We start from the raw sequence: 26,102 nt of genomic DNA on the forward strand, positions 1-26,102 counted from the left end.
ATGAGCGTTAAGATTTTCGGTAAGGGTACCAAAGTCGCACGTTTGCGTCGTCACGCCCGCCTTCGTAAGCGCATCTCTGGCACTCCAGAGCGCCCACGTTTGGTAGTTTCTCGTTCTAACCGTCACATGGTTGCTCAGATTGTGGATGACACTAAGGGTCTTACCCTTGTAAGCGCTTCCACCTTGACTTCTGACTTCGCTGGTTTTACTGGTACGAAGACTGAAGCTGCTACCAAGGTTGGCGAGTTAATCGCAGCCAAGGCGAAGGAAGCGGGAATCACCGCTGTTATCTTCGATCGTGGCGGTAATAAGTATCATGGTCGCGTCGCAGCCGTAGCTGAAGGCGCCCGTCAGGGAGGTCTAGCACTGTGAGCGATAACGAAAAGGAAACCCAAGTGGCTGAAGAAACTCAGAACACTCAGGCATCCGCTGAGGAGCGTACCGACGATCGTCGTTCCCGTCGTTCTAAGGGCGAAGGTAAGCGTAGCGAACGTCGTAGCCGTCGTGAAGAAAACCGCGGCGAAGAGCTTTTGGATCGCGTAGTTACTATTAACCGTGTTTCCAAGACCCACAAGGGTGGCCGTACCTTTAGCTTTGCAGCACTTGTTGTTGTTGGCGACGGTAAGGGCACTGTTGGTGTTGGTTACGGTAAGTCTCGCGAAGTTCCAGCAGCTATCGCTAAGGGTCAGCTTGACGCTAAGAAGCACATGTTTACTGTTCCACGCATTCGTGGTACCGTGACTCACCCTGTGTTGGGTCACGATGCTGCTGGTACAGTTTTGCTTCGTCCAGCTGCTCCAGGTACTGGTGTAATCGCTGGTGGCGCTGTGCGTGCTGTTATGGAGTGCGCTGGCATTACCGATATCCTCACCAAGTCCATGGGCTCCGCAACCGCTGTTAACGTGGTTCGCGCTACTGTGGATGCTTTGAAGAAGCTTGAAGAGCCAGAAGAAATTTGCGCTCGTCGTGGACTTTCCCTCGAGGAAGTTGCACCAGACGCATTGCTTCGTGAGCGCGCTGCTGGCATTGCCGAAGCACGCAAGGCTCGTGAAGAAGCTCAGGCTGCTAAGGCTGCCCAGGCAAAGGATGGTGAGTGATGGCTAACTTAAAGATCACTCTGGTGCACGGTTTAGTTCATTCCACCGAGCGTCAGCGCGCTAACGTTAAGACTCTTGGCCTTCACAAGATTGGTCAAAGCGTTGTTCGCGAGGACAATTCAGTCAATCGTGGCTTGGTTATGGCCGTTCGCCACTTGCTGAGCGTTGAGGAGGTTGACTGATTATGGCTAATGAAGAACCAATGTTGCACATGCACACGTTGCGTCCAGCTCCAGGAGCTAAGAAGGATCGCATCCGCGTGGGTCGTGGTGAAGGCTCTAAGGGTAAGACTTCGGGTCGTGGAGACAAAGGTACGAAGAAGCGTTACCAAGTTCGTCCAGGCTTTGAAGGCGGCCAGCTTCCACTTTACATGCGCTTGCCTAAGCTTCGTGGCTTTAAGAGCCCATTCAAGAAGGAGTTCCAGGTTGTTAATGTTGCAGCCCTTGCAGAACTCTTCCCAAAGGGTGGTGAAGTCACTGTTGCTGATTTGGTAGTTAAGGGCGCTGTGCGTGATGGTTACCCAGTTAAGGTTTTGGGCGATGGCGATCTTAAGGTTGCTTTGACTCTTAAGGGAGTTAAGGCTTCTGCATCCGCTAAAGCCAAGATCGAAGCTGCTGGTGGCTCTGTTAGCGAAGAGTAGTAATAAGTAGTAATACTTAAGCTAGTAATGCTAATTAACGCAGTGATTTAACTGTTTAATAATCCCCCTAGTTTGCGCTGGGGGGATTATTTTATTGCAAAACTCACTCAATTATTGTTTCAGTATGTACCGTGATATAAACTATTGCCTCAGAGTTTGTTTTTTTACTGGTGCGCCTAGATCGTAGCGCAAAAAAGGGAGGAAGACCCAGGTGAAAACGTTAATCCAGGCCTTCAAGACGAAGGAGTTGAGGAATAAGATCCTCTTCGTCTTCGCAATGATTATTATCTACCGAATCGGCTCATTTATTCCGATTCCTGGAGTTGACTACAAAGTTATTCGAGCTTGCACCGCTAAGCTGGCTTCTTCTAGCGAGAACTTTATTGGGTTGGTGAATCTGTTCTCTGGCGGTTCTCTTTTGCAGCTTTCGATTTTTGCATTGGGTGTTATGCCATACATTACGGCGTCCATTGTTATTCAGTTGCTTAGAGTTGTGATTCCACGCTTTGAGGCTCTTCACAAAGAAGGTCAATCTGGAGAAACAAAGCTTACTCAGTACACCCGTTACTTAACCATCGGTTTGGCTGTTTTGCAATCAACTACCATTTTGGTTACGGCTCGTTCTGGCGCGCTATTTAACTATCAATGCGGCCAGGTTATTCCAGACGGTTCTATGTGGAGCCTTATTGTAATGGTCTTAATCATGACTGGTGGCACTGGCCTCATAATGTGGATGGCAGAGCTTATTACAGATAAGGGTATTGGCCAGGGTATGTCTGTATTAATCTTTATGTCTATCTGCTCTGGATTCCTTCCAAAGTTGTGGGAAATCGGTTGGGGTACGAATGGCCTTAATGGAGATTGGACTAAGTTCTCCATTGTTGCTGGCGTTTTCCTTGTGATTCTTATTTTCGTTGACTTTGTGGAGCTTGCTCAGCGCAGGATTCCTGTTCAGTACACGCGTCGAATGATTGGTCGCAAGATGTATGGCGGCTCTTCCACATACTTGCCTCTTAAGGTGAATATGAGTGGCGTTATTCCACCAATCTTTGCGTCTTCGATTCTTGCTATTCCAACACTTCTTGCTCAATTTGGAGATAGTCGTAAGGATTGGGTGCGTTGGATTAATGCCAATTTAGCAAACTCTACTTCTGCTTGGTACATAGCGTTGTACACCGTTATGATCGTGTTCTTCTGCTTCTTCTACACCGAGATTACTTTTAATCCAGATGAGACTGCAGACAACATGAAGGAATACGGCGGATTTATTCCTGGTATTCGCGCTGGTAGCGCTACAAGCCGTTATCTTAGCTACGTTATGAATAGGCTTAATACAGTTGGTGCTATTTACTTGCTGTTTGTGGCTTTGATTCCAACGGTTTTGATTATGTCTTTGCATCTTAATATGAAGCTTCCATTTGGTGGTACAACAATTCTGATTATTGCTGGTGTTGGTTTGGATACTTTGCGTCAAGCCAAGGCTCAAACTGAGCAATTCCAGTATGCTGGATTCCTGTTTGATCACAGCAATAATAAGCAGGTTGCTAAGTAGTATTTCAGATAGGTTTTGTTTAATATTTGTATTGGATTTGCATTGGCATAAAACTAGGAGATTAATATGCGATTGTTAATTATGGGTCCGCAAGGAGTAGGTAAAGGCACTCAAGCCGCTTTGCTTGCAGAGCATTACAATATTCCTGCTATTTCTACTGGCGATATTTTCCGTTACAACTTAAAGAATAAAACGGAGCTTGGCAAGAAGGTTCAAGGTTATCTCGATAAGGGAGAGCTTGTTCCAGATGAATTAACAAATAGCATTGTTAAAGATCGTCTTGCTCAAGATGATGCAAAGAATGGCTGGATTCTCGATGGCTACCCTCGTAACGCTTCTCAAGTTCAGGCTCTTGATCGCATGTTGGAAGAGCTTGGTACTCCGCTCGATCACGTTGTTGCTTTAGAGGCGGAGCGTGAGGTTTTGCTCGAGCGCATGCAAAAGCGTGCTGTAGAGCAGGGTCGTTCCGACGATACTCCAGAAGTTATTGCTAAGCGTTTGGAAACTTACGAGAAGGAAACAGCTCCTTTGCTGGATATTTACGAAAGCCGCGGTCAGCTTGTTGAAGTTGATGGCGTTGGAGATATTGCCGAAATCAACAATCGCATAGTTGAATCCTTGGTATGAGATTTATTTAAGATTTATTTAAGATTTAGATTTTCTCATATTAATAATGCGCCCTTGCGACACGCCGAGTGTTGTATTGGGCGCATTTACTGTATCATAGAAGATTGGCGTGTCTTCGGATGCGCAAAGTAGTATATCCAAGGAACGGAACGAGGCTCATGGCAAAAGACGGTGTGATTGAAGTCGAAGGCACGGTAGTAGAAGCACTACCTAACGCGATGTTTCGCGTTCAGCTTGAGAACGAGCACATCGTACTAGCGACGATTTCGGGAAAAATGCGTAAGAATTACATTCGCATTCTTCCGCAAGATCGTGTTGTGCTGGAGATGAGTCCTTACGATTTGAACCGCGGACGTATTACGTACCGTTATAAGTAAAGGTACAAGCAAAGGAAAACCATGAAGGTCAGCCCTAGCGTGAAGAGGATCTGCGAAAACTGCCGCGTGATCCGCCGTCACGGTCGCGTCATGGTGATTTGCATCAACCCACGTCATAAGCAGCGTCAGGGCTGAGTGGATCTCCACCGCGAATATAAAGGAATAAGGCGCTAAGTCGCAGCTTAAGCTGAACCCTGGGTGCGCAGGCCCAGGCCGCAAATAATTGATATTATTGCGGGAGACTTGGTGCACGACCTGCGTAATAGTAAAGGAATTACAATGGCACGTCTTGCCGGAGTAGATATTCCCAATGAGAAGCGCATTGAGATTGCCCTCACCTATATTTTTGGTGTAGGCCGCACTCGCGCTAAGGAAACGCTTGCCGCGACCGGTGTTAATCCGGATACCCGCGTCAAGGATCTTACGGATGAACAGTTAATCACTTTGCGTGATTATCTTGAGGCCAACTATAAGATTGAAGGCGATTTGCGTCGTGAAATCGACGCTGACATCCGTCGTAAGATTCAGATCAACTGCTATCAAGGCCAGCGTCATCGCAAGGGTCTTCCTGTGCGTGGTCAGCGTACTAAGACTAATGCTCGTACTCGTAAGGGTCCAAAGCGTACTGTCGCCGGGAAGAAGAAGGCCACCCGATAGTCGGTGGTCGGCTCTAGGCCACGAGTTAATTCTCATCGCCTAGACATACCAACTAATTCGTCATAGGAAACGAGGGTCAATGGCAGCTGCAAAGCAAGCCTCGCGCAAGCCGCGTCGCCGGGACCGCAAGTCGGTACCGGTTGGGCAGGCGCATATTAAATCAACATTCAATAACACGATTATTTCCATCACCGATCCATCGGGTGCAGTCCTCTCTTGGGCTTCCGGTGGCGATGTCGGCTTTAAGGGTTCCCGTAAGTCGACTCCTTACGCTGCAGGTATGGCCGCTGAGTCTGCTGCTCGTAAGGCAATGGAACATGGCCTTAAAAAGGTCGACGTGTTTGTTAAGGGTCCAGGTTCCGGTCGCGAAACCGCTATCCGTTCCCTTCAGTCCGCGGGTCTTGAGGTCGGTTCTATTACCGACGTCACCCCACAAGCGCATAACGGCGTTCGCCCACCAAAGCGTCGCCGCGTCTGAGCACTCTTACGAATCCATCCATCCAACCCGCTTATGGGCGGCGAGTGCACCACCGACCAGAAGCTGAAAGGATACAAAAGTGCTTATCGCACAGCGTCCAACACTTACCGAGGAATCACTGAATCCCCAGCGTTCTCGCTTTACTATTGAGCCGTTGGAACCAGGTTTCGGATACACGCTCGGCAATTCGCTGCGTCGTACCTTGTTGAGCTCCATTCCAGGTGCGGCCGTTACTTCGGTACGCATCTCTGGTGCTTTACACGAGTTCACGACTCTGCCAGGTGTTGAAGAGGATGTCACTGAAATCCTGCTGAACATCAAGGGCATCGTACTTACAAGTGAGTATGACGAGCCAGTAGTGATGTATCTACGCAAGAGCGGCAAGGGTGAGGCAACAGCTGGAGATATTACTCCTCCTGCTGGCGTCACTATTGCCAACCCACAGATGCATATCGCTACACTTGCTGAAGATGGCGAGCTCGAAATTGAGTTCACTGTGGAGCGTGGTCGTGGCTACGTGCCTGCTCAAATGAATAAGCAGGAAAACAGCGAAATCGGTCGCATTCCAGTGGATTCGATCTACTCGCCAGTTTTGAAGGTGAGCTATAAGGTCGAAGCTACCCGCGTGGAACAGCGCACGGACTTCGATAAGCTCATCCTGGATGTGGAAACTAAGCCAGCTATTACACCACGCGACGCGGTTGCGTCCGCAGGTTCGACTTTGGTTGAGCTTTTCGGTCTTTGCCGTGAGCTTAACGTCGATGCTGAAGGTGTTGAAGTTGGTCCAGCTCCAGTCATGGCGGAAGCTGATTCCCAAATGGCCACTCCAATTGAGGATTTGAACCTAACGCAGCGCAGCTACAACTGCTTGAAGCGTGAAGGAATCCACACAGTTGGTGAGCTGGTAGTTCACACTGAGCAGGATTTGCTCGATATTCGTAATTTCGGCATGAAATCCATCGATGAGGTTAAAGAAAAGTTGCAATCCATGGGATTGTCTCTTAAGCCTTCACCGCTTGGCTTTGACGCCAATAATCTCGAAGGTGGCACATTCTTCTCGCCAGAAGACGAGTAAACAACCACCGCAAATCGTCGCGGTTTTTGGATGTTCGGGTTTTTGCCCACCTGAATTCCGCGGCAATAAGGAGTAATAATGCCTACACCGAAACAAGGGCCTCGTCTGGCTTCTAGCCCAGCGCATGAGCGCCTGATGCTGGCCAATATGGCTACAAGCCTCTTCCAGCACGGTCGTATTGTGACTACTTTGCCAAAGGCAAAGCGTCTTCGTCCACTTGCTGAGCGTTTGGTAACATTCGCTAAGCGTGGCGATTTGCATTCGCGCCGCCGCGTGTTGCGCGTAATTCGCAATAAGTCCGTTGTTCACATGCTTTTCACTCAGATTGCTGAGCAGATGAAGCAGCGTGAAGGTGGCTATACTCGCATCGTTAAGATGGCCCCTCGTCGTGGCGATACTGCTCCACAGGCTATTATCGAGCTTGTTGTTGAGCCAGTAAGCCCAAAGAAGGCTGTTGTTAAGGAAGCTGAGTCTGCTACTAAGGTTGCTGCTAAAGAAGAAGCAGCCGAGTAGTTGAGATTAGCATCTTGATGCATCGGTAAGTAAATCTTTTGCGATTAATCGCAAGTATAAAGGTTTATTAAACGGGTTGGAGATATCTCCAGCCCGTTTTTCTATATCTGACATATCTTTTCTATATCTGGTATCAATTACTATTGAACTATGCCAAATATTCTCGATTTACTGAATAACGATTTTACTAACTTTAAAGAGCGAAAATTCAACGCCGTAGATTCGCTTATTTTATGCGAGTTGGCGTATATTTGCATGCCTGAATCGATTCCAAAGTATAATGACGATTCTAACGCACTAGCAACCGTTCCTTTAAGTGAATTGCTTCGCGGCGAGGATTTTTCTTCAATGTTTAGCTCTGGTTCTACTAAGGTAGATGAGTTTCGCAAGAATCTACTTTTGGCTGTTGAGTCTAGCCCGCGTTATAGGGGCATGCGTGTTGGTGAGGTTCTTGAACGTTTTGATGAGTCGAATATTGATGACTCTTGCGAACAGCAATTTGCGGCTGTTACTTTTGATTTAACAGATTGCGTTGGGTCTAGCTGCTTTGTTGTAGCTTTTAGGGGAACAGACAACACGCTTGTTGGCTGGAAGGAAGACTTTAACATGGCATTTCGATGCCCAGTTCCAGCGCAGGAGTCGGCAGCGGAGTATTTGCTCTCTATATCTAGGCGCGCGTGTAAAGATTCTTGCAAAAGTGGCGGTATTCGTGGGATTTTTAGCAGTGTTGGTGATTATTTTGCGAATTTGTTTAATAAGAAGAGTGATTTTAAGAATAGCGATTTAGAAAATAGCAATAACACAAATAGCAATGATTGCGATTTAAATGATTGCGATTTAAGTGATAATCCTAAAATATTTGTTGTGGGTCATTCAAAAGGCGGGAATATGGCTGCATACGCGGCAATGCGATTAGACGCGCAAGATCGAAGCCTTGGAAACCATATTAATAAAATCTACTCAATGGACGGCCCTAGTTTTGGCTCGGATGTTGTTGATCCAAAGGTTTTTTCTCGCGTTGTTTCCAGAATCGAAAAAGTTGTTCCGCAATCTGCTTTTATTGGATTGATTATGGATACTGGAGTGCCGTATAAGGTTACAGCTGCTGATTCGATTGGATTAATGCAACATTTTGGCATGTATTGGCAAGTTAAAGATGGTGATTTTGACTACTGTGATTGTGTAACTCCGCGCGCTCTGGCCGTTTCTAAGGCTGCAAACGAGTGGATGATGAATTTGCCATTTGAAGAGCGAAAACGCAGAATTGATAGTGTTTACAGCATTTTTAGTAGTTTAGGGTACTCGACTTTCGACGAGATGTCTGCGCATTGGTCGGAGGTTGTTCCTGCATTATTGAAGATTGCAATGCGTATGGATTCAAAGACACATGAGTTGATTCGTAGCGTTATGAGTGCTTTTGCGCTCGCTAGTGTGCCTTCAGATAAGGAAAACTAGTGTAAGTTTGTTTGTAGGTCTGTTTGTAAGTCTGTTTGGAAAGGTTTTGAATGCGTCTTCGTTTGGATTTAGCGTATGATGGCGGCGATTTTTATGGTTGGGCAAAGCAGCCTACTTTGCGCACCGTTCAAGGTGTTTTAGAAGACGCATTGCATAAGGTTTTGCGCGTGAATAAAGACGATGCTAGCGAACCTTTGCGCCTTAGCGTTGCTGGCCGCACAGATACGGGCGTTCACGCATCTTACCAAGTTTGCCATTTAGACGTTTCGGAATCCGTTTTGCAAAATTGCGTCGGTCACACAAATCTTACGCCAGTAAAAGCCTTGGAATATAGGCTTTGTGGCGTTTTGCCTAAAGACATTTCAATTCACAGCGTAAGCATTGCGCCAAGCGGTTTTGATGCGCGTTTTTCTGCGTTGGATCGCACATACGTGTATAGGATTAGCGATGCTGCAAATCGCGAGAATTTGGATCCGCGCATGCGTGGCTTTGTGTTGCAACTTGACTACGACTTAAACGTTGATGCCATGAATCAGGCGGCGTCTTTGATTGTTGGTTTGCACGATTTTGGCTCTTTTGCGCGGCCAAATCCTGGTGGAACTACGATTCGCTGCGTTAAAAAGGCTGTTTGGAATCGCGTTTGCGTGGGGAGCTGTTTATCTAAATCAACTGGAAAAATTCCTTGCATTGAGAACGGTTTGCTTGAGTTTACTATTGTTGCAGACGCGTTTGCGCATAACATGGTTCGTTCACTTGTTGGAGCGTGCGTGCAAGTTGGGTGTGCAAAGCGTTCTGTTGATTGGTTCAAAAATAAGATTGAAAATCCTATTCGAGAAGGCTCTACTGGGCCGATTGCAGCAAATGGCTTGACTTTGGAATATGTTGAATACCCTAAAGACGAGGAGCTTGGTGCGCGAGCAAACGCGATTCGTGCTAAGCGCACGATCGAAGAGCTTGGGTGAGTTCAACGCGCCATGCGCTTGTATATTCTAGGGTTGTTTTACAATTGAAAAGTTGCGTTTCTTTTTGCATTTGCGTTTTGAGCATTTGCGATTGGCGCAAAGGATGAATGTCCGAGCGGTCTAAGGAGCACGCCTCGAAAGCGTGTGAGGGCTACACCCTCCGCGAGTTCAAATCTCGCTTCATCCGCAAGCAGGGCTTCTGGCGATTAGCCAGAAGCCCTTTTTCATACTCGGACCTGCCTTTTCGCGCTACGCTCTAAGTGAAAATGCAGGTCGTCGTTCGCGCGGTCTAAGCGCGCGAACGTCTTCGCCACGCAGAAGCAGTGCTTCTGCCTTGAGTGGCTCAGCGCTTTGAAGGAGCTTGAAACGCGCTATGCAATTTCAAGCTCAGTCAAAGCGCATAAATCATAGAAGAATCGCTAGGGTATCCATAAGCGTACGCGCTCATAATATGCGAAATAGTAATGTTTGCAAGAATCTCAATAAACTCTTGATTTGTTCTGCTAGAAAGTGCGCTATGATTTACGCTGCCGTCTTTGTTTGTAGGGAAAATGGCTTGATTTAGCGCATCTAGTTCTCCGCGCGCGCAATCCATATATGCTATTGCAACTATTGGCAAGTCTTTTGCGCTAGCTTCGTCTTTTGCAATGCCAGAATCCAGATTCTTTTGTGGTATTTCGTATACTTTTTGTCGCAAGTCGCTTCCGCTTGAAGCAAAGTGCATAAGCGTGTTAGCAATCGTAGCTGTAATATCGCTTTGTCTTAACGAAACATTATCAACATCTTTTGCAGCTAAAGTTTGTAACATAAAAGCTAGTTTGTCTTGTTCTAATGCCGCTTTTGCAAGTGGGTCGTGATTCCAATACAAGTTACTAGTATTATTTGCAAAGTCATACAATTTTTTGTAAACGCTTGATTCCATTTGATTTGCGATTTTAGAGGCGTTTGCTGCTCCGCTCTCGTTACCTTGACTTAAGTTGGCCAATTTCCAAGTGTTTTGCGCGCTAAAAACAACGCCTTGAGCAAATCGTGCGTTGCATTGTATTGCAACGTTTTTCCAAGAATCCGCAGCATTTTGCAAGTTGTTTCTAGTTACGTTTGCTTCGTTTTTATCTACGATTTTTTGATTGTGCTTTGCGCTTTGTAGAACCTGGTAGCACTCATTATTGCTTTTAGATGAACTAACCGAAGTGTTGTTAACGTTATTAAATTGCCTTGATCCCGAGCAAGAGCTAAAAGCCATTAATACAGCAATAAGTGATGCAAATACTAGAACAAACTTTTTTTTGCGCATTAGAACACCTTTTGCTACGCGTTTGATAATATTTTGCACGCCTTGCAAGGCTTTAGGACAAAACAAAACGTGTCTGCATAATCTACTAAAATAGTCTGTGACTGTGACCAATGTTGGCTTGCCTTGTGTCTAACATTTTATGCTTAACATTTTTAATCATAGTCATAAGATTTTGCGCTTTACGTACTTGTTAAAATTAGATTTTAGCGTTTTGTTATGCGTAAAACGTATAAAAGAAGAATAAGTTAATTTTATAAGTGAAAATTTATAAATGAATCACAGGAGGACGTGCACGATGGAATTGGATTTGGCGGGAATGCATCAGCTTGCGGCTCAGCAGGGGATTAATGCCGATGAGCTGGACGAGGCACTCGCCGAGGCTTTGCGTCTTGCATACATGAAGACTTCCCACCCAGCAAGGCATGCTCGAGTTGAGCTAGATGAGCGTGCTGGCTGCTTTACTGTATGGGCACGAGATGAGATTCCGGGTGTTCCTACAGAAGATAATCCTCACCCAGCATTTACTTTGGGCGAGGAGTATGACGATACACCTAGAGATTTTGGGCGTCTTGCTGCAGCAACAGCTCGCCAAGTTATTACTCAACTTTTCCGCAAAGTGGAAGATGACCGCGTATTTGGAGCTTTTTCTGGTCAAAAAGGAAAGCTTATTAACGGCATTGTGCAGCAGGATTCTAAAGATCCTTCTAATATTCACGTTGCTGTTGGAGACGTTGAAGCCATTTTGCCTAGAAGAGAGCAAGTTCCTGGCGAAAGGTATCGTCACGGCGAGCGTATTCGCGTTTATGTTGTAAACGTTGCTCGCGGATTGCGCGGACCAGAAATAGTTGTTTCTAGGTCTCACCCAGATCTTGTTCGCAGACTTTTTGAGCGAGAAGTTCCAGAACTTGTTTCGGGAGCTGTTTCGATTATGGCAATTGCTCGCGAAGCTGGCGCTCGCACTAAGATTGCTGTTCGCGCTAACACAGATGGCGTTAATCCAAAGGGTGCTTTGATTGGCCCTGGTGGTTCGCGTGTTCGTGCTGTATTGGAAAATCTTGGTCAAGAAAAAATCGATATTGTTGATTGGTCGCAAGATCCAGCACAGTTTGTTTCCGCTGCGTTGTCTCCAGCAGTAGTAACTGAAGTTCATGTTGTTAGTGAGAAAAGTCAGACTGCTGTTGCTTTTATTCACGATTCTCAGCTTTCTCTTGCCATTGGCAAGGAGGGACAGAACGCGCGACTTGCAGCAAAGTTGACTGGTTGGAAGATTGGAATTGAGTCTGCGGAAGAGCATGCTAAAAAGCAAGAAGCAATGAACGCTGATTCTAATTCGGCGGAATAAGATTTTGCTAGCATTTAGCAAACTTGCGACACTCCCGAGAATCCAACGTTTCGAGTAAGCTGAAAGCTGCAATCTGGGCTTATTAACAGCTTTTTGCCTAGGGAACGAGGTACAAAATCATGGTTGAAATCATGGTTACACGATGAGATATCGCATTATGAGATATCTAAATAAAAAGCATAAGAGTAAGAATCTTATAACAATATAAAGTGGCTGCGTTCGTTTTACGCTGCCACAGACTGAGGAGAACACTGAGTGGTAAAAAAGCGCGTATACGAACTGGCCAAAGAATTTGGCGTAGATAGTAAAACCGTATTAGAACGTTTGAAGAGCATGGGCGAATTCGTAAAGTCCGCATCTTCAACCGTTGAAGCTCCTGTAGTGCGTCGTCTAAAGACGGAATTTGTGCCTGCGGATTCTGCTGCAAAGAGCGAATCGAAGCCTTCTGCGTCTAAGAATGTTGATCATGCATCTAATAAATCTGCGGATTCTGCGTCTAATAGCAAGCCAGAATCGCATGGTCAAAATGCAGAAAAGAAGGCTAATCAAAAGCCAGAACAAAAGTCTTTTGCAAAGCAGAATTCTGCGCAAAAAGTGCATGAAAATCATGAATCTAAGACTTCTAACGCGCATGCTACTACCACTGCAACTCCTAAGCCTTCGGCTGGAAACGCAAAGCCTAATAATGCTTCTAGGTCTGGCGATTCAAAGCGCAACGCAGAAAAGCGCAGTGGTGCAGAATCTAAATCTGCTAAGCAAGAGCGTTCTGCGCAAATGCCTCCACGCCCTAGACCACACCAAGGCTCTGGCTCGGGAGCCGCTCCTCGTCCAGGAAACAATCCGTTTAGTCGAAAGCAGGGTATGCGCGCGCCTACACCTGGAGACATTCCACGCCCACACCCAATGTCGCGCCCAGGCGCAGCTGCAGAGAATGCTCGTGGCTCAAAGCCAGGATCTGGCAATGGCAACGGCGGCAATGGCGGTGGTCGCGGACGCGGTGGTCGCGGCGGAAACCGTCAAGGCGGCGGCAATGGCAATGGTGGAAACGGAGCAAATCGTTCCCAATGGCAAGGTTCGCATCGTTCAGGCGGCGGCAATGGTGGGGCAGGATCGCGCCCATCGGCAGAGTCGCGCTTTAACGCAAATCAAGCAGCAAGCTTCCAAGCAGCGGCTGCAGGCGCTCCAAACGCAGGCCCATCCAGGGGTGGTCGTGGTCGTGCAGGAGCCGCAGGTGCGTTTGGTCGCCAAGGTGGAAAGTCCTCTAAGGCTCGCAAGAATCGTCTTGCAAAGCGCAGGGAATACGAAGAGCTTAAAGCACCAGTTATTGGTGGTGTGCGTATTCCTTCGGGTAATGGCGCTACAATCCGCCTTCGTCAGGGAGCAACGCTTTCTGATTTGGCAGAAAAGATTGATGTAAATCCAGCAGCTTTGGTAACCGTTTTGTTCCATCTTGGAGAAATGGCTACAGCTACGCAGTCTTTGGATGAAACAACATTCCAAATTCTTGGCGAAGAAATCGGCTGGAATATTAGTCTTGTTTCTGCAGAAGAGGAAGATAAAGAGCTTCTTCAGCAGTTCGATATTGACTTAGACGAAGAAGAGCTTCAAGAAGACGATAATCTTGTAACTCGCCCTCCAGTTGTTACTGTTATGGGCCACGTTGATCACGGTAAAACTCGCTTGCTCGATACAATTCGTAAGTCGAATGTTGTAGCTCGAGAAGCTGGCGGTATTACGCAGCGCATCGGCGCTTACCAGGTTACAGTTACTTTAGACGGCGACAAGCGCAAGATTACGTTCTTGGATACTCCAGGCCACGAAGCGTTTACAGCTATGCGTGCTCGTGGTGCGGAGCTTACAGACGTTGCAATTCTTGTTGTTGCAGCAGACGACGGCGTTATGCCTCAAACTGTTGAAGCAATCAACCACGCACAGGCTGCTCACGTGCCTATTGTTGTTGCAGTAAACAAGATTGATGTTGCTGGAGCAAACCCAGATAAGGTGCGCGGTCAGCTTACAGAGTACGGTCTTGTGCCAGAAGAATACGGCGGCGACACAATGTTTGTGAATATCTCTGCAAAGCAGGGAACCAACGTAGATAAGCTTCTTGAGGCTGTTCTTTTGACTACAGATGCGGAGCTTGATCCTAAAGCAAATCCAAACATGGATGCTCGCGGTGCAACTGTTGAAGCTCGCTTGGATAAGGGTCGCGGTGCGGTTGCAACTGTTCTTGTTCAGCAAGGTACGCTTAAAGTCGGAGATTCGATTGTTGCAGGCACGTCTTATGGTCGCGTTCGCGCAATGCTCGACGAAAATGGCAACCACTTGCAAGAGGCAGGTCCTTCTACGCCAGTTCAGGTGCTTGGTTTGACTTCTGTTCCAACTGCAGGCGACTTGTTCTTGGTTACTTCCGACGATCGTTCTGCTCGTCAAATTGCCGAAAAGCGCCAGGCTACAGAACGCGCGGCTCAGCTTGCAAAGCGTCGTAAGGTTGTGTCTCTTGAAAGCCTTAAGGAACAGTTTGCTAAGTCCGAAGTGGATATGCTCAACATTGTTATTAAGGGTGATTCTTCTGGCTCTGTTGAAGCTTTGGAAGACTCCTTAATGAAGATTGAGGTTTCCGACGAAGTTGGAATTCAGGTTATTCACCGCGGTGTTGGTGCAATTACTCAAAACGATGTGAACCTTGCAACAGTTGATAAGGCCGTTATTATTGGCTTTAACGTGCGTCCAAATCGCCAGGTTGCAGACTTGGCAGATCGCGAAGGCGTGGAAGTTAAGTACTACTCTGTTATTTACAAGGCAATCGAAGATATTGAAGCTGCTTTGAAGGGTATGCTTAAGCCAGAGTTTGAAGAGGTTGTTACATCTCATTCCGAGATTCGCGAAATCTTCCGCTCGTCCAAGTTTGGCAATATTGCTGGCGTTATGGTTCAAGATGGCGAAGTTAAGCGCGGAACCAAGTGCCGTATTTTGCGAAACGGCGTTGCTACTGTTAACGATCTTGAAATCTCCACTTTGCGTAGGTTTAAGGATGATGTGCAATCCGTTAGCGAAGGCTACGAGGCAGGCATTAACCTTGGCAGCTTTAACGACATTGAGCTTGGCGACGTAATCGAAACCTTTGAAATGAAGCAGATTGAGCGCAAGTAATATGGCTGGAACAAACCCTAGAGCCGCGCGAATTGCGGCTTTGATTCACAGAGTGATTGCGTCCAATATGGAATCGCATTTGCACGATAAGCGACTTGCTAACGTAACGATTACAGAAGTGAGAGTTACTAACGATTTACAAATCGCTAAAGTGTATTGGACTCAGCTTGGCACTGCTGGAAAAGAGCAGGGTGAGCGAATGCGAGCAAACCAGGCTTTGCAGCAGGCTAAGGGGCGTTTGCGCACTTTAGTTGGAGCTAAAGCAGGCTTGCGATTAACGCCTCAAATCCAATTTGTTTACGATGAAGTTCCTAGCGAAGCTCACGAGATTGAAGACATTTTGGTTGCTGCGCGTAAGCGTGACGAGGAGCTAGCTAAAGCTCGAGAAACAGCTCAATACGCTGGAGAAGCCGATCCGTATAAAAAGCCGCGTGAAGATGAGGAATTTGACGGCGAGGAATTTGACGAAGACGACGACTTTGAAGACGACGACTTTGCTGATTCTAGCGATTCTGCGGATTCTAGCGACTTTGATAGCGATGTAAATAGTGATCGATTTTAGCGAGGGCAATGAGTAATTTTCAAATGCAATCTTCTAGCAAGATGCCATCTTCTGGCATTTTGCTAGTAGATAAGCCAAAAGGCGTTACCAGTCACGATGTTGTATCTTTTGCGCGCGGCCTGTTGCACACTAAACGAGTGGGTCATGCTGGCACTTTAGACCCAATGGCAACGGGCTTGCTGATTCTTGGCTTTGGTAACGCCACGCGCTTGCTTAACTATTTGCTTGGTCACAATAAAACGTACGAAGCTGTGATTCGTCTTGGCGAGTCAACTAATACGGACGACGCAGATGGTGATGTTGTTTCAAGCGTGGATGATGAAAATGGCATTATAAACTTTGCAAATATTGATGAAATTCTTAAAGAATTGCGCGTTGTAATAGCAAAGAATTTTACTGGCTCGATTATGCAAACGCCAACATCTTTTTCTGCTATAAAAGTAAACGGCGTTCGCGCTTACGACTTAGCGCGTGAAGGTAAAGATGTTCATTTAGAGCCTAGAGAAGTTTTTATTTACGATTTTTCTTTGCTAGATGCGCATTTTAGTGTGGGCGTAAGTGGCGCGAAAGTTATTGATGTGCGCGCAAGCGTTTCTTGCTCTAGTGGCACGTATATTCGCGCTCTAGCACGCGATTTGGGGCGTGTTCTTGGAGTTGGAGGACACTTAGTGAGCCTTAGAAGAACGCGTATTGGCGATTTTTCTATAGAAGATAGTCGCGTACTTAAGCTTAAAAGTGTTATTCGCACATTTACAGACAAAAATGGTGTTGTACAGTCTCGCGCGAAGGCTGTTTTAGATGATTCATACTATTTGCAAGGTTCATGCGAATCGCAAGCTGCTGGCGATTCGTCGGTTGCTTTGCCAGCCTCGTCGCCTCTAGAAAACACTCTTAATCAACGCTTGCTAAGCATGTTTGAATCTGCAAAATTAACAATGCAAACAGTAGAAGTAAGTGAAAATCAAGCTAAAGACTTGCGATTTGGCAGAAAAATCACGATTTCTGCTATTAGTGCAAAAGACGCTACAAAAAACGTGATTGCATACGTAAAAGCCACAAAAGATGAGCAAAACGATGTTGTAGCAGTTCTGGAAACCGCTGAAAAATCGCAAGCAACCGCAAGCTCAAGCAGCACGCTGTTTAAATCTCAAGAAAAAATCGAAAAAATCGAAAAAAATACAAATCAAATAGAAGCTAAACCAATTGTAGTATTTGTACAAAGCTAGTTTGCTGGTAAAATAGATGTTAGTGTGAAAATGGGGTTGCGGCAAAGTGGCGTCTAAAATAAAGCGATACCAATATTTGCGGCTCTTGTGAACAGTAAGGATATGATGAAGGTCATAGACATTCGACCAGATGCCAACGGTATGATTAGTTGGCCAACGTTGAGCGCTCAACGTAAGTCAGTTGTTACAATAGGTGTATTCGACGGAATGCATCTTGGGCATCGTAAAGTTATTGAGCGAACAGTGGAGATTGCGCGTAAAAACAACGCGTTCTCGGTTGTTATAATGTTTGATCCTCGTCCAAGCGTTGTGCACGAAAATCCAGATTTATTCGACGATTTTGGCGATGATGCGCAAATTCCAGTAGATTCGCAAGCTCTAACAAGCGTTCGTCAGCGGCTTAGGGTTTTGCAACAGTTAGACGTTGACCACGTTATTATAGTTCGATATAGCCTTGCTTTTGCGGCAAAATCGTACAGATTCTTCCTTGGTCAGCTGGTTGGAAAGCTTGGCATGCGCGCGCTTGTTTTGGGGTCGGATGCAGCTTTGGGCGCTAAAAGAGCTGGAAACGTTCATGCTATTAAAGAGCTTTCTCAAGCTACAGGCGTTTTTAGTCTTGTTGTTGTAGATGATTTTGGGCCAGGAGACGTTCGAGTTCCAGACCCGATTGTTCCAGAGGTTCCTTTAGAAGGCGGAGAGCCAAAAGACCCTGCAGATGGCATGAATAAGGCGGAATATCGCGCTTGGAGCAAGGGTATTCCGAATAAAAAGGTTCGTGCTTGGAGCTCTACAAATGTGCGATGGATGCTTGCAAATGGTAGGGTTCGAGATGCTGGAGATATTCTTGGCCAGCCGCATAGAGTAGAAGGTATTGTTGTTCACGGAGCTGGTCGCGGCCATCAAATTGGCTTCCCAACTGTAAATCTTGGGGAGCGAATTGACGGATATATTCCTGTTGATGGTGTGTATGCTGGTTGGATTATTGATTTAGACGCAGACGAGCAAAATGGCGCTTCGTATAGCAGAAACATTCCTAGCGTGGGTGTTTTGCGTAAAGATGAGCTTCATCTTGGATTGCATTCGCCTTGGCGTTGGGCTGCTGCGATTTCAGTTGGCACTAATCCTACTTTTGAAGATGAGGCATCAAACGCATCAAACGCATCAAACGCATCAAATAGCGCGGATGCCTACGACGATACTCTAGAAGAGCAATCGTCTAATCGAACTGTTGAAGCATACGCGTTAACAGATAAGATTCAAGACTTATACGGGCATAGGGTTTGCATTGAGTTTGCGCGCTTCTTGCGCCCTCAGCAAGCATTTGACTCGCAAGAGCAGCTTAAGGACGCTATTAGCAAAGACGTTGAGCAAACGCGCGCGCTAGTGGCGGAATGATTTAAAGAAGTTTTGCGTTTCTGGGTCGCTGCAAGTGTCCATAACTTCGTACGGCGTGCCGTTTTCTGCAACAACGCCGTTTCTAAGCAAAACCACTCTATCGGCAGCTTCGTGCGCAAAATGCATCTCGTGAGTGGCCATTAAAATGGTTGTTCCTTGCTGCTTTAGCTCTGCAACCATGTCTAGAACTTCGCCAACAAGCATTGGGTCTAGCGCGGAAGTAATCTCGTCTAAAAGCAAGAGTTGTGGGCTTGTCATAAGCGCGCGAGCAATCGCCACTCGTTGCTGCTGTCCGCCCGAAAGCTGATCTGGGTAGGACTTTGCTTTATTTTCTAGCTTAATCCTAGATAGAAGCTCCATTGCGCGGCTTTCTGCGCGATCTTTGCTCCAATGATGAACTTTTCGCGCAGCAAGAGTCACGTTATCTAAAACACTCATATGCGTAAAAAGATTGAATTGCTGGAACACAACTCCGATTTGAGATCTAATTTGATCTTGGTTTATGCGTGGATCTGTAATATCTGTGTTTCCAAGCCAAACTTGGCCGTCGTCTACTCGCTCAAGCAAATTAATGCACTTCATAAGAGTAGATTTGCCGCTTCCAGAAGGCCCTAAAAGAGCCACCACTTCGTGAGGCGCAATATCAAAAGAAATACCCTTAAGAACAGGTGTTGAGTTATACGATTTTCTAATATTACTTAAGCGCAAAACTGGAGTTGAACCCGTCTGGTTGCTTGAATCCGTCTGGTTGCTTGTGTTTGTGTAATCACTCATTTGTTGATTTACCTTTTGATTTGTTACGTTATTCATCACACAGTTCCTCCGTTTAGCTCGCGCTTGCGAAGTCTTGCTGTATACCAATCGTTTAGAACAATAAACGGAATGCTCAGCGCTATAAATACAACGCTTGCTACAACGTACGGAGTGAAGTTATAAGAAGTTGCAACAGATATTTGAGCTGCTCGAACTGCGTCTACAGCGCCCAAAACAGATATAAGCCCTGCGTCTTTTTGCATTGATATAAAGTCGTTCATTAAAGCAGGAGCCACTTTTCTTAAGCCAAGAGGAATTACCACTAATCGCACAGTTTGACCAGATGTTAAGCCAAGAGACCTTGCAGATGCTCGCATTGACGGATGCACGTCTTCAAATCCTGCGCGCAATACCTCTCCAACGTATGCGGAGTAGCTCATAACAATTGCGATTGTGCCGAGTATTGCTGGTGGAATGCGCCCAAAAAGCTGCAAGCCTGGTATGCCAAAGCCGATTAAGTAAAGAACAACAAGCATTGGTATGCCGCGCATAATGGTTGTGTAGAATTGAGCTATAGCTCGCAACGGGAAAAGCATTGGGCTTACGCTTGTGCGAATAACTGCGATTAAAGTTCCAAGTATTGCAACTCCGATTACAGCAAATACAAGCACTTGCAAGTTAAGCATTAATCCTTGCAAAACAGATGGCAAAGATAGCATAAAGTATTTGCCAGAAAAGAACGTTTCGCGCACTCTTGGCCAACCAGGGCTCATTGCAAGTGCCACAATGCACACGCCAAGTAATACTAAAGTGCTTATTATGCTTGTTAAAACAGATTTAAGATTCTGTTTTTTGCGGATTGCTCTGCGCTCAAGCTCGATATTGCTTAAAACGCACGTTCCTTCATCTAATGCCGTATTAGCGCTAGATAGTGACGACGCATTAGTGAGTAACTTATTTGATTCGTTGCTTGCAGAATCTGTTGTACTGCCGTTAAGTACTGTCATTGGCGGTAGCCTGAGCCTTTCGACATAATGAATGATACGCACTATTGTAAGCACTTTTATGTGACGATTGGGTTACAAATTGCTTACAATAATGCGTATTGGTAATGACGTTGGTACGATTTTTATTTATTTTGATCTATTTTTAATCTATTTTGTTTGATTTAATTTAGATCAATTTACTTAAGAACTGGCACATCAGTTGTGTACTCTGCAAGCCACTTTTCTTGAAGCTTCTTCAAAGTGCCATCTTTTTCTAGAGCATTCACAGCCTTAGTAACGTCTGCAGTAAGCTTAGATCCTTTTGGAAGCACAAGGCCAGTTCCTTCCTTATCTTCCGATCCTGCAATCTGTCCAAGAACAACGCCATCTTTAACCTGCTTGCTGCGTACAATATTTACAGAAGATGGAGTATCTATAACAAGTGCGTCAATTTGCTTAGAGTCAAGAGCCTGAACCAAAGCGTCGTTATCGTTAAAGGTTTGAATATCACTCTTAATCTTGTCTTTAGCAAAGCTGTAGCTTGTTGTTCCAACCATTGCGCCAATCTGCGCGGTTTTAAGATCTGCTAAAGTCTTTGCGTTAGCAAACTTGCTGTCTTTTTTAACAACAACGCCTTGAGTTGCGTTGTAGTAGCTTGGCGAAAAGTCTACTGCCTTCTTGCGTTCCTCGGTAATAGAGAACTGCTGAAGGTTAAAATCAAAGTCCTTTGGGCCTGGAGTTACTGCGGAGTCGAAGGTTGTGCGAACCCACTTAACCTTGTCTTTGCCGTAGCCAAGTTTCTTTGCAACAGCGTATGCTACTGCGGATTCGTATCCCTTGCCGTTTTCTGGCTTGTTATCGTACATCCAAGGTGTGTAAGTTGGCTGAGCTGTGCCGATTGTCAAAACGCCTGGAGTGATTGTCTTTTGGTTTGGATCTTGTGCGTTTTGGCTTCCGCATGCCGCTGTGCTAACCATTGCAGCCACTGCTAATGCTGCTGCAGCGATTTTAGTAGCTGCGATTGCTACGCGGTTAGTGTGCAAGTTGTTATGTACGAAAATAGCCATTTTTTCTCCTTGTTTTTGCTAAAACCTTAAAATTTTTCGCTTATTCGTTTTTTAAGCGATTTAAGTAGGTTTTGCGGCCGTACATTTGATAGTTTATAAGACGATAGATGCATTTAAGGCTTAATTGTTACAGAATTGTTATCGTGATTGTTTATAACGTGCTATATTTTGTTGATTTAATGGCGTAAATTTGCTCTACTTATGTTCAATTTTGTAAATGTTAAGTGGCTGTTACAATCGGTGTGTTGCGGTGTGTTGTGTTGTTTTGGCGTGTATTTACGATTTTAGAGTCATAAGTATTTGACTGTATTTGGTTGTATTTGATTATGTTTGACTATATTTGATTTTGTTAGATTTTATTAGATTAGATTTATCGAACTTATTTTAGGGGAGACTATGCAAAAGGAATTTTCAATCGGTAATTCTGGCGATTTTAGCAATCTTTCAAATCTCGCTGTTATAGTGGCACTTCAAAAAGAGGCTCAGCCTATTTTGCAAGCGTTTAGTGGCGAATATAAGTCTTGGCAAGATTACGGTGTTACTTTTATTCAAGGTAAAATCGCCTCTAACAACAACGAAAATAGTGCGATTCTTACAATATGTATTGCTGGAATGGGAAAGTGTGCTGCAGCTGCAGCAGCTCAGGCGCTTATAATCGAAGCTAAGCCACAAGTATTGATTTTTAGTGGAATCGCAGGAGCATTAAATCCGCATCTTAATGTTGGAGACATTGTTATAGGCAAGAATCTTCACTATTTAGAAACAAATACGCAAATTATTGCAGATTGTGCTCCATACAAAGAAGTTTTTGAATCGGACTCAAAGTTATGCGATTTAGCGGCAAATCAAGCGAAGCTATTAGGTTTTAGGCTTGAAAAGTCTTTGCAAGAATCATCTTCGGCTGCTTGCGATTTTTCCGCGGAATCTAAGCAAAGCGCGTCTAATAAGAGCGAAAATGGAGTTGCATACGTTTGTGGAAACATAGCAACAAGCGACCAATTTAACACAGACCCAAAGGTTCTAGATGCAGTTCGCGAAGAGGTTTTTGGCGATTGCGAAGAGATGGAAGGCGCTGCAGTAGCGCATATTGCAGCTAAAAATAGCGTGCCGTTCCTTGCGATTCGTGCAATGAGCAACCGTTGCGGAGAATCTTACGAATCGCTTGATGAGCATAAAGACGATTTAGTTCTTGCTGCAAATCGCGCTGGAAGCTTGACTTTGAGCGTTTTGAACGCGCTTGTTAAATAGCTTACGCCTTCAAAGTAGCATACTAGTTTTTAGACGCTAAATTAAATCCGCTAAAAGTAAAGCCAGGGCTTACAACGCAAGACACCAATACATCTGCGTTGCTAGGCACAGTTCGCTGCCATGTTCCAGCAGGAATCACAAGATGACCGCGCGTAAGTAAGTCGTTACCATCTTTAGTGTTTCCAAGCGTAAAACGTTGCAAATCCGCCTCTGTGCAAGGATTTTGGCTGCATCCGCCAAGTTCAATCGTAAGATTTGCTGGCCCATGCCAAAGCCAAATCTCGTCTGCATCAACTTTATGCCACGCGCTTGAATCGCCAGCTGGTAAAAGAAAATAAATAAGCGATGCTAGTGGTCTTGGAGCGCTGGCTGCGGAGTTTTCGTCAACTTGTGTATTAGTCGCGTTTGCGCTCGCGTCTGCGCTGTTATTTGCGCTATATAGTTGCGATGCTTGCCAATCGCGAGCGTACCATCCGCCTTCTGGGTGGGCTTCTAAGTGCAATTCTTTAACAAGATTTTTTGCGTAATCGCTCATATCTTCCAATTTAATGCTCATAATATCTCCTGATATTTTCTGATTTATTTTGCGAGACTTATTAGTCAAGACTTATTGCGCAAAGGCGCCATTATTGTACACAAGATTTCCAGATATTACTGTTGCTTTTGCGCTTCCTGCGCCGTGACGAACAAAATTGTGCAAAGTCTCTTCAACTCCTTGCGGCGAGCTTGTGTCTGTTGGAATGTTAAAGAATGCAAGGTCGGCCGTGGCTCCAGCATTAATTTGGCCAATTCTGTGCGGTCCTACGTGCAAGCCCATAACGCTTGCGCCGCCTAAAGTAAGCATGCGAATAATTCGATGCGTTAAATCATCTTTTCTATAGCCCTGTGCTGTTGCTAGGTCGTAGATTTTTGCAGCATCGTCTAAAACGTCTAAAGATGGTGAAGAAGATAGGGAATCTGTACCAATTGCAAGCAAGTTTCCTTCTTCCATATAGTCGCGAATTGGCGAGTCTCTCTCTGTAACAGTAATGCGATTGGATCTTGGGCAAAGTGCCACTCCAACTCCGCGTTGGCGCAAAATTCTGCGGTCTTCGCCGTCCGCCCAAACGCCGTGCGCAATATGAACGTCTGGTCCTAAAGATCCAAGCTGATCCAAAAACTGAATTGCAGATGCAGTCATTCCGTGCGATTTAAGTTCGCTATAGCTTTCCCAAACATTGCTATTCCAATCTGGCGCAGAATACGTAGTTAGCGTATCTGCGTGATTTCCTGCCTCCATCGGCGTTTCGGCCAAGTGTATGTGCAAGCGCATGTTTAGCTGCCTTGCAATGTCTGGCAAATCCACAAACGGCTCTGTTTCTAGGCTATAAGGCGCATGTGGGCTAATACCTATACTCGGTATGCTGCCGTTGTTCATCATTTGCCCAAGCATTTCTAGCAGCTTAGCGTAGCCTTCTTCCTTCCAATCAACGTTTTTCCAGCCCATTACCTCCCAATAGGCAATTCCGTGCATTCCCTGGCTTGCAAGCGCTCCAACCGCTTCAATATCGGTTACAATATCGGCAGCTGCGGTTGTGCCAGCTTCCACCATCATTCTTGCGCCTTGGTATGCAGAAGTCTTCCAAGTTGTTAGCGATGGATTTTTTTGTTTATCTTCTTGCAACTTGTCGTAAACAACGTTAAATCCTTGCTCCCAATCGTGGAAATTTCTATATTCTCCGCGGCCTACGCTTGCCATATTCGTGTATTGCAAATGCGTATGCGCATTAATAAGACCTGGTGTCATAAGGCCTTGCCAATGTTTCTCATTTCTAAACATTTGCATATAAGAATCGCTTGGCATCTCGTCTTTTAGAATATTAAGCACCCATTGGCGTGTTCCAACGTGAACAACGCGTCCGTTAGATACAGCAACGGCACCTTCGGGGATTATTGGCCCCGTTACTGGAATAACCATTGATGCACTGTATAGTGTGACTTCTCTAAGTGGTGTTGGATGTGCAAGTTTGCGTATTGGGTCTGTAAGCATTGTGTTCCTTAAGGAATTACGTTGTACTACTTTTTGCTTTATCTTTATTCTATTATTGCTTAGATTTATTATGTTTTGGTTAATTGATTTATGCTAAATGTTTTCTTCTTCTGCGAATCGCGTTAAATCCCACTTGTAGCCATTGTTTTTGTTGGTTTCGCTTGCGCTATATCCGCGTTTTGCTAATGCGATGCTTGCTATTTGCTTATCGGAGTTTTCTGGAAGTTGGTAGATTCCAGAATTAAGGCGATTTTCGCCATTTTTATTGCCATTTTTATTGCCATTGTGCTCTAGCAAATACGCAACTGCGCTCACTTGAACAGCAAAACTAAAGTCCATAATCTCAATAGGATTTCCGCCGCCTGTAGTGTAATTTGTGCCGTCTCCTTCGCTTATTAGCGTAATTTGAGGACCGCACGGAACTTGGATTTTTCTTTGTGCTGTTCCAACAACTGGCTTAAAATCAGGGATTTCGTCTAGTGCAATCTCGTTTGCAATTCCACCAATAACAGCCAAAATCGCGTTTTCTTGCATGTTTTGCATGTGTTGCAATGTAATAGTGTGACGAACTCCAGTCGCAGAAACAATCATATTGCTTGTATTGGCAGCGCATTCAAGATTTTTAGCTTCAAATCCGTCGAAAACTGCGCGTAAAGCTTGAACAGGATTTGTGTCGCAAATCGTAACTTTCGCGCCCAATGCGCGTATTCTTAAGGCAAATCCGCGGCCAACTGGTCCGTATCCAACAACAGTTACTTTGGCATTGTTAAAGCATTCACTTCCAAGAATTTGTTGCATTGTTGTAACGCATGTTTCTCCAGTTCCATGACGATTGTCAAAATCGGTTTTTAGAGCGCTATTATTTACTGCGATTACAGGGTAGTGCAAGTGTCCAGCTTTTTGCATTGCTTCAAAAGCGCGCACTCCGCTTGTTGTTTCTTCTGCAACGCCTATTAGATTTGCTGCGATTTGCGGGCGTTCCAGGCTTGCTAGGCGCGCAAAACTAGCGCCATCGTCGATTATTATGTCTGGCTGTATCTCGTCTAGAAGTTTTAGAGCGCCTTCGTGCGTTTGTTCAGGCGACCAATCGCGGTTTGCTTGCACTAAAATGCCCTCTTTTTTAAGTTGATCTGCTACTCTCTGGTCGGTTTCGTCTGGGCCGCAAAAAACGCCAACAATCGCGCCGTGTGCGTGTAACTCTCTTAGTAGAACGGCTGTTTTTGGCTCTAACACAAGGCAAACAGCTATTCTAACGCCTTCTAAATTAAGACCATTTTCTTGTAAATTGTTAAGTAGTGTGCGCATTACTGGCATGTGGCTTTGCGCGTAGTCAATGGCATCTTTTCCGCTTAAATTAGGCGCGTCTATAGTGGTTTCTAGGTTTTTTGCGCATATTTTTACGCAAAAATCAGCGTCTTCCTTAGAATCTACAGGAATTATTCCCCAAGATTGTGCGTTTTGCAAGAATTTTTGCGCATTGCTGTTGTTGATGTTATCGCAGTTATCGCTGTTATTCTCATCAATTACATCTTCAATAAACACTCGCGAACCAGCAAGCGAGCGATTAGTTTTTTGCGAAGTAAACGAAGCCCATTTGCTAAAGTCAACCATATT

Annotated in this window: 27 protein-coding genes and 1 tRNA gene; 21 read left to right on the top strand and 7 right to left on the bottom strand. The window is 45.4% G+C overall.

Going from position 1 to position 26,102, the window contains the following annotated elements:
• The 15 genes from rplR (at position 1) to ACPEIW_RS01535 (ending at position 9,620) form a co-directional block, all read left to right on the top strand.
• Positions 1-372, top strand: coding sequence for a 50S ribosomal protein L18 (gene rplR, locus ACPEIW_RS01465; protein WP_004114376.1), 372 nt, complete (start codon positions 1-3; stop codon positions 370-372).
• Positions 369-1,097, top strand: coding sequence for a 30S ribosomal protein S5 (rpsE, locus tag ACPEIW_RS01470; RefSeq protein WP_004131701.1), 729 nt, complete (start codon positions 369-371; stop codon positions 1,095-1,097). The genes rplR and rpsE overlap by 4 nt, the downstream gene beginning before the upstream one ends.
• Positions 1,097-1,279, top strand: a complete 183-nt coding sequence (gene rpmD / locus ACPEIW_RS01475) for a 50S ribosomal protein L30 (protein ID WP_004131702.1) — start codon at positions 1,097-1,099, stop codon at positions 1,277-1,279. The genes rpsE and rpmD overlap by 1 nt, the downstream gene beginning before the upstream one ends.
• Positions 1,280-1,281: 2 nt before the next feature.
• A complete protein-coding gene (gene rplO / locus ACPEIW_RS01480; protein ID WP_004131703.1) occupies positions 1,282-1,737 on the top strand; it encodes a 50S ribosomal protein L15 in 456 nt (151 codons plus the stop codon).
• 211 nt (positions 1,738-1,948) lie between these two features.
• A complete protein-coding gene (gene secY / locus ACPEIW_RS01485; RefSeq protein WP_016635990.1) occupies positions 1,949-3,289 on the top strand; it encodes a preprotein translocase subunit SecY in 1,341 nt (446 codons plus the stop codon).
• A gap of 66 nt (positions 3,290-3,355) precedes the next feature.
• Positions 3,356-3,916: an adenylate kinase gene (locus ACPEIW_RS01490; RefSeq protein WP_004131705.1), complete on the top strand. Its 561-nt coding sequence runs from the start codon at positions 3,356-3,358 to the stop codon at positions 3,914-3,916.
• Between the two features lie 158 nt (positions 3,917-4,074).
• Positions 4,075-4,293: a translation initiation factor IF-1 gene (gene infA, locus ACPEIW_RS01495; RefSeq protein ID WP_004105485.1), complete on the top strand. Its 219-nt coding sequence runs from the start codon at positions 4,075-4,077 to the stop codon at positions 4,291-4,293.
• A 21-nt stretch (positions 4,294-4,314) separates the two neighbouring features.
• Positions 4,315-4,428, top strand: coding sequence for a 50S ribosomal protein L36 (gene rpmJ / locus ACPEIW_RS01500; RefSeq protein ID WP_003842636.1), 114 nt, complete (start codon positions 4,315-4,317; stop codon positions 4,426-4,428).
• A gap of 144 nt (positions 4,429-4,572) precedes the next feature.
• On the top strand, positions 4,573-4,950 hold the full coding sequence (gene rpsM, locus ACPEIW_RS01505; protein ID WP_004105472.1) for a 30S ribosomal protein S13: 378 nt from the start codon (positions 4,573-4,575) through the stop codon (positions 4,948-4,950).
• A 79-nt stretch (positions 4,951-5,029) separates the two neighbouring features.
• Positions 5,030-5,428, top strand: a complete 399-nt coding sequence (rpsK, locus tag ACPEIW_RS01510; protein ID WP_004105468.1) for a 30S ribosomal protein S11 — start codon at positions 5,030-5,032, stop codon at positions 5,426-5,428.
• A gap of 79 nt (positions 5,429-5,507) precedes the next feature.
• Positions 5,508-6,503: a DNA-directed RNA polymerase subunit alpha gene (locus ACPEIW_RS01515; protein ID WP_004131706.1), complete on the top strand. Its 996-nt coding sequence runs from the start codon at positions 5,508-5,510 to the stop codon at positions 6,501-6,503.
• A gap of 78 nt (positions 6,504-6,581) precedes the next feature.
• Positions 6,582-7,016 (top strand): 50S ribosomal protein L17, encoded by a 435-nt coding sequence (gene rplQ, locus ACPEIW_RS01520; RefSeq protein ID WP_004131707.1) that lies wholly within the window; start codon positions 6,582-6,584, stop codon positions 7,014-7,016.
• Positions 7,017-7,166: 150 nt separating this feature from the next.
• Positions 7,167-8,471, top strand: coding sequence for an Mbeg1-like protein (locus ACPEIW_RS01525; protein ID WP_425663967.1), 1,305 nt, complete (start codon positions 7,167-7,169; stop codon positions 8,469-8,471).
• Positions 8,472-8,521: 50 nt separating this feature from the next.
• Entirely contained in the window at positions 8,522-9,433 is a 912-nt protein-coding gene (gene truA / locus ACPEIW_RS01530) for a tRNA pseudouridine(38-40) synthase TruA (RefSeq protein ID WP_415701584.1), read from the top strand.
• Positions 9,434-9,534: 101 nt separating this feature from the next.
• A tRNA-Ser gene (locus ACPEIW_RS01535) sits at positions 9,535-9,620 on the top strand.
• Positions 9,621-9,824: 204 nt separating this feature from the next.
• Here the strand turns inward: ACPEIW_RS01535 and ACPEIW_RS01540 are convergent.
• The gene (locus ACPEIW_RS01540; RefSeq protein ID WP_425663969.1) at positions 9,825-10,766 is read right to left on the bottom strand and encodes a hypothetical protein; all 942 of its coding nucleotides are present in this window, start codon (positions 10,764-10,766) and stop codon (positions 9,825-9,827) included.
• 256 nt (positions 10,767-11,022) lie between these two features.
• Between ACPEIW_RS01540 and nusA the strand changes: the two genes are divergently transcribed.
• From nusA to ribF, 5 genes are all read left to right on the top strand, one after another.
• Positions 11,023-12,069, top strand: coding sequence for a transcription termination factor NusA (gene nusA, locus ACPEIW_RS01545; RefSeq protein ID WP_004131711.1), 1,047 nt, complete (start codon positions 11,023-11,025; stop codon positions 12,067-12,069).
• Between the two features lie 255 nt (positions 12,070-12,324).
• Positions 12,325-15,222 (top strand): translation initiation factor IF-2, encoded by a 2,898-nt coding sequence (infB, locus tag ACPEIW_RS01550; protein ID WP_415696543.1) that lies wholly within the window; start codon positions 12,325-12,327, stop codon positions 15,220-15,222.
• Position 15,223: 1 nt separating this feature from the next.
• Positions 15,224-15,784 (top strand): 30S ribosome-binding factor RbfA, encoded by a 561-nt coding sequence (gene rbfA / locus ACPEIW_RS01555; RefSeq protein WP_415696542.1) that lies wholly within the window; start codon positions 15,224-15,226, stop codon positions 15,782-15,784.
• Positions 15,785-15,792: 8 nt separating this feature from the next.
• Positions 15,793-17,010, top strand: a complete 1,218-nt coding sequence (truB, locus tag ACPEIW_RS01560; protein WP_425663972.1) for a tRNA pseudouridine(55) synthase TruB — start codon at positions 15,793-15,795, stop codon at positions 17,008-17,010.
• A 105-nt stretch (positions 17,011-17,115) separates the two neighbouring features.
• A complete protein-coding gene (ribF, locus tag ACPEIW_RS01565) occupies positions 17,116-18,405 on the top strand; it encodes a bifunctional riboflavin kinase/FMN adenylyltransferase (protein WP_425664367.1) in 1,290 nt (429 codons plus the stop codon).
• Here the strand turns inward: ribF and ACPEIW_RS01570 are convergent.
• The 3 genes from ACPEIW_RS01570 to ACPEIW_RS01580 all read right to left on the bottom strand — a co-directional run bounded on the left by ACPEIW_RS01570 (position 18,391) and on the right by ACPEIW_RS01580 (position 21,211).
• Positions 18,391-19,215 carry an amino acid ABC transporter ATP-binding protein gene (locus ACPEIW_RS01570; protein ID WP_425663974.1) on the bottom strand — a complete coding sequence of 275 codons (825 nt, stop codon included), beginning with the start codon at positions 19,213-19,215 and terminating at the stop codon, positions 18,391-18,393. The two genes, ribF and ACPEIW_RS01570, sit on opposite strands and share 15 nt — an antisense overlap.
• Positions 19,215-20,165 (bottom strand): amino acid ABC transporter permease, encoded by a 951-nt coding sequence (locus tag ACPEIW_RS01575; protein WP_346284219.1) that lies wholly within the window; start codon positions 20,163-20,165, stop codon positions 19,215-19,217. The genes ACPEIW_RS01570 and ACPEIW_RS01575 overlap by 1 nt, the downstream gene beginning before the upstream one ends.
• A gap of 176 nt (positions 20,166-20,341) precedes the next feature.
• Positions 20,342-21,211, bottom strand: coding sequence for an ABC transporter substrate-binding protein (locus ACPEIW_RS01580; RefSeq protein WP_020759301.1), 870 nt, complete (start codon positions 21,209-21,211; stop codon positions 20,342-20,344).
• Positions 21,212-21,607: 396 nt separating this feature from the next.
• On the opposite strand from ACPEIW_RS01580, the gene ACPEIW_RS01585 reads away from it, so the two are divergent.
• Positions 21,608-22,459, top strand: a complete 852-nt coding sequence (locus ACPEIW_RS01585) for a nucleosidase (protein WP_425663977.1) — start codon at positions 21,608-21,610, stop codon at positions 22,457-22,459.
• A 22-nt stretch (positions 22,460-22,481) separates the two neighbouring features.
• Here ACPEIW_RS01585 and ACPEIW_RS01590 read toward each other — a convergent pair whose 3' ends face one another.
• From ACPEIW_RS01590 to ACPEIW_RS01600, 3 genes are all read right to left on the bottom strand, one after another.
• Positions 22,482-23,015, bottom strand: a complete 534-nt coding sequence (locus ACPEIW_RS01590) for a cupin domain-containing protein (protein WP_425663979.1) — start codon at positions 23,013-23,015, stop codon at positions 22,482-22,484.
• A 51-nt stretch (positions 23,016-23,066) separates the two neighbouring features.
• Positions 23,067-24,488: an amidohydrolase family protein gene (locus ACPEIW_RS01595; protein WP_425663981.1), complete on the bottom strand. Its 1,422-nt coding sequence runs from the start codon at positions 24,486-24,488 to the stop codon at positions 23,067-23,069.
• A gap of 93 nt (positions 24,489-24,581) precedes the next feature.
• A complete protein-coding gene (locus ACPEIW_RS01600; RefSeq protein ID WP_425663983.1) occupies positions 24,582-26,099 on the bottom strand; it encodes an adenosylhomocysteinase in 1,518 nt (505 codons plus the stop codon).
• Positions 26,100-26,102 lie beyond the last annotated feature (3 nt).

It is taken from the genome of Gardnerella piotii, from assembly GCF_049815665.1.
In the GTDB taxonomy this organism is placed as follows: Bacteria; Actinomycetota; Actinomycetes; order Actinomycetales; family Bifidobacteriaceae; genus Bifidobacterium; species Bifidobacterium piotii.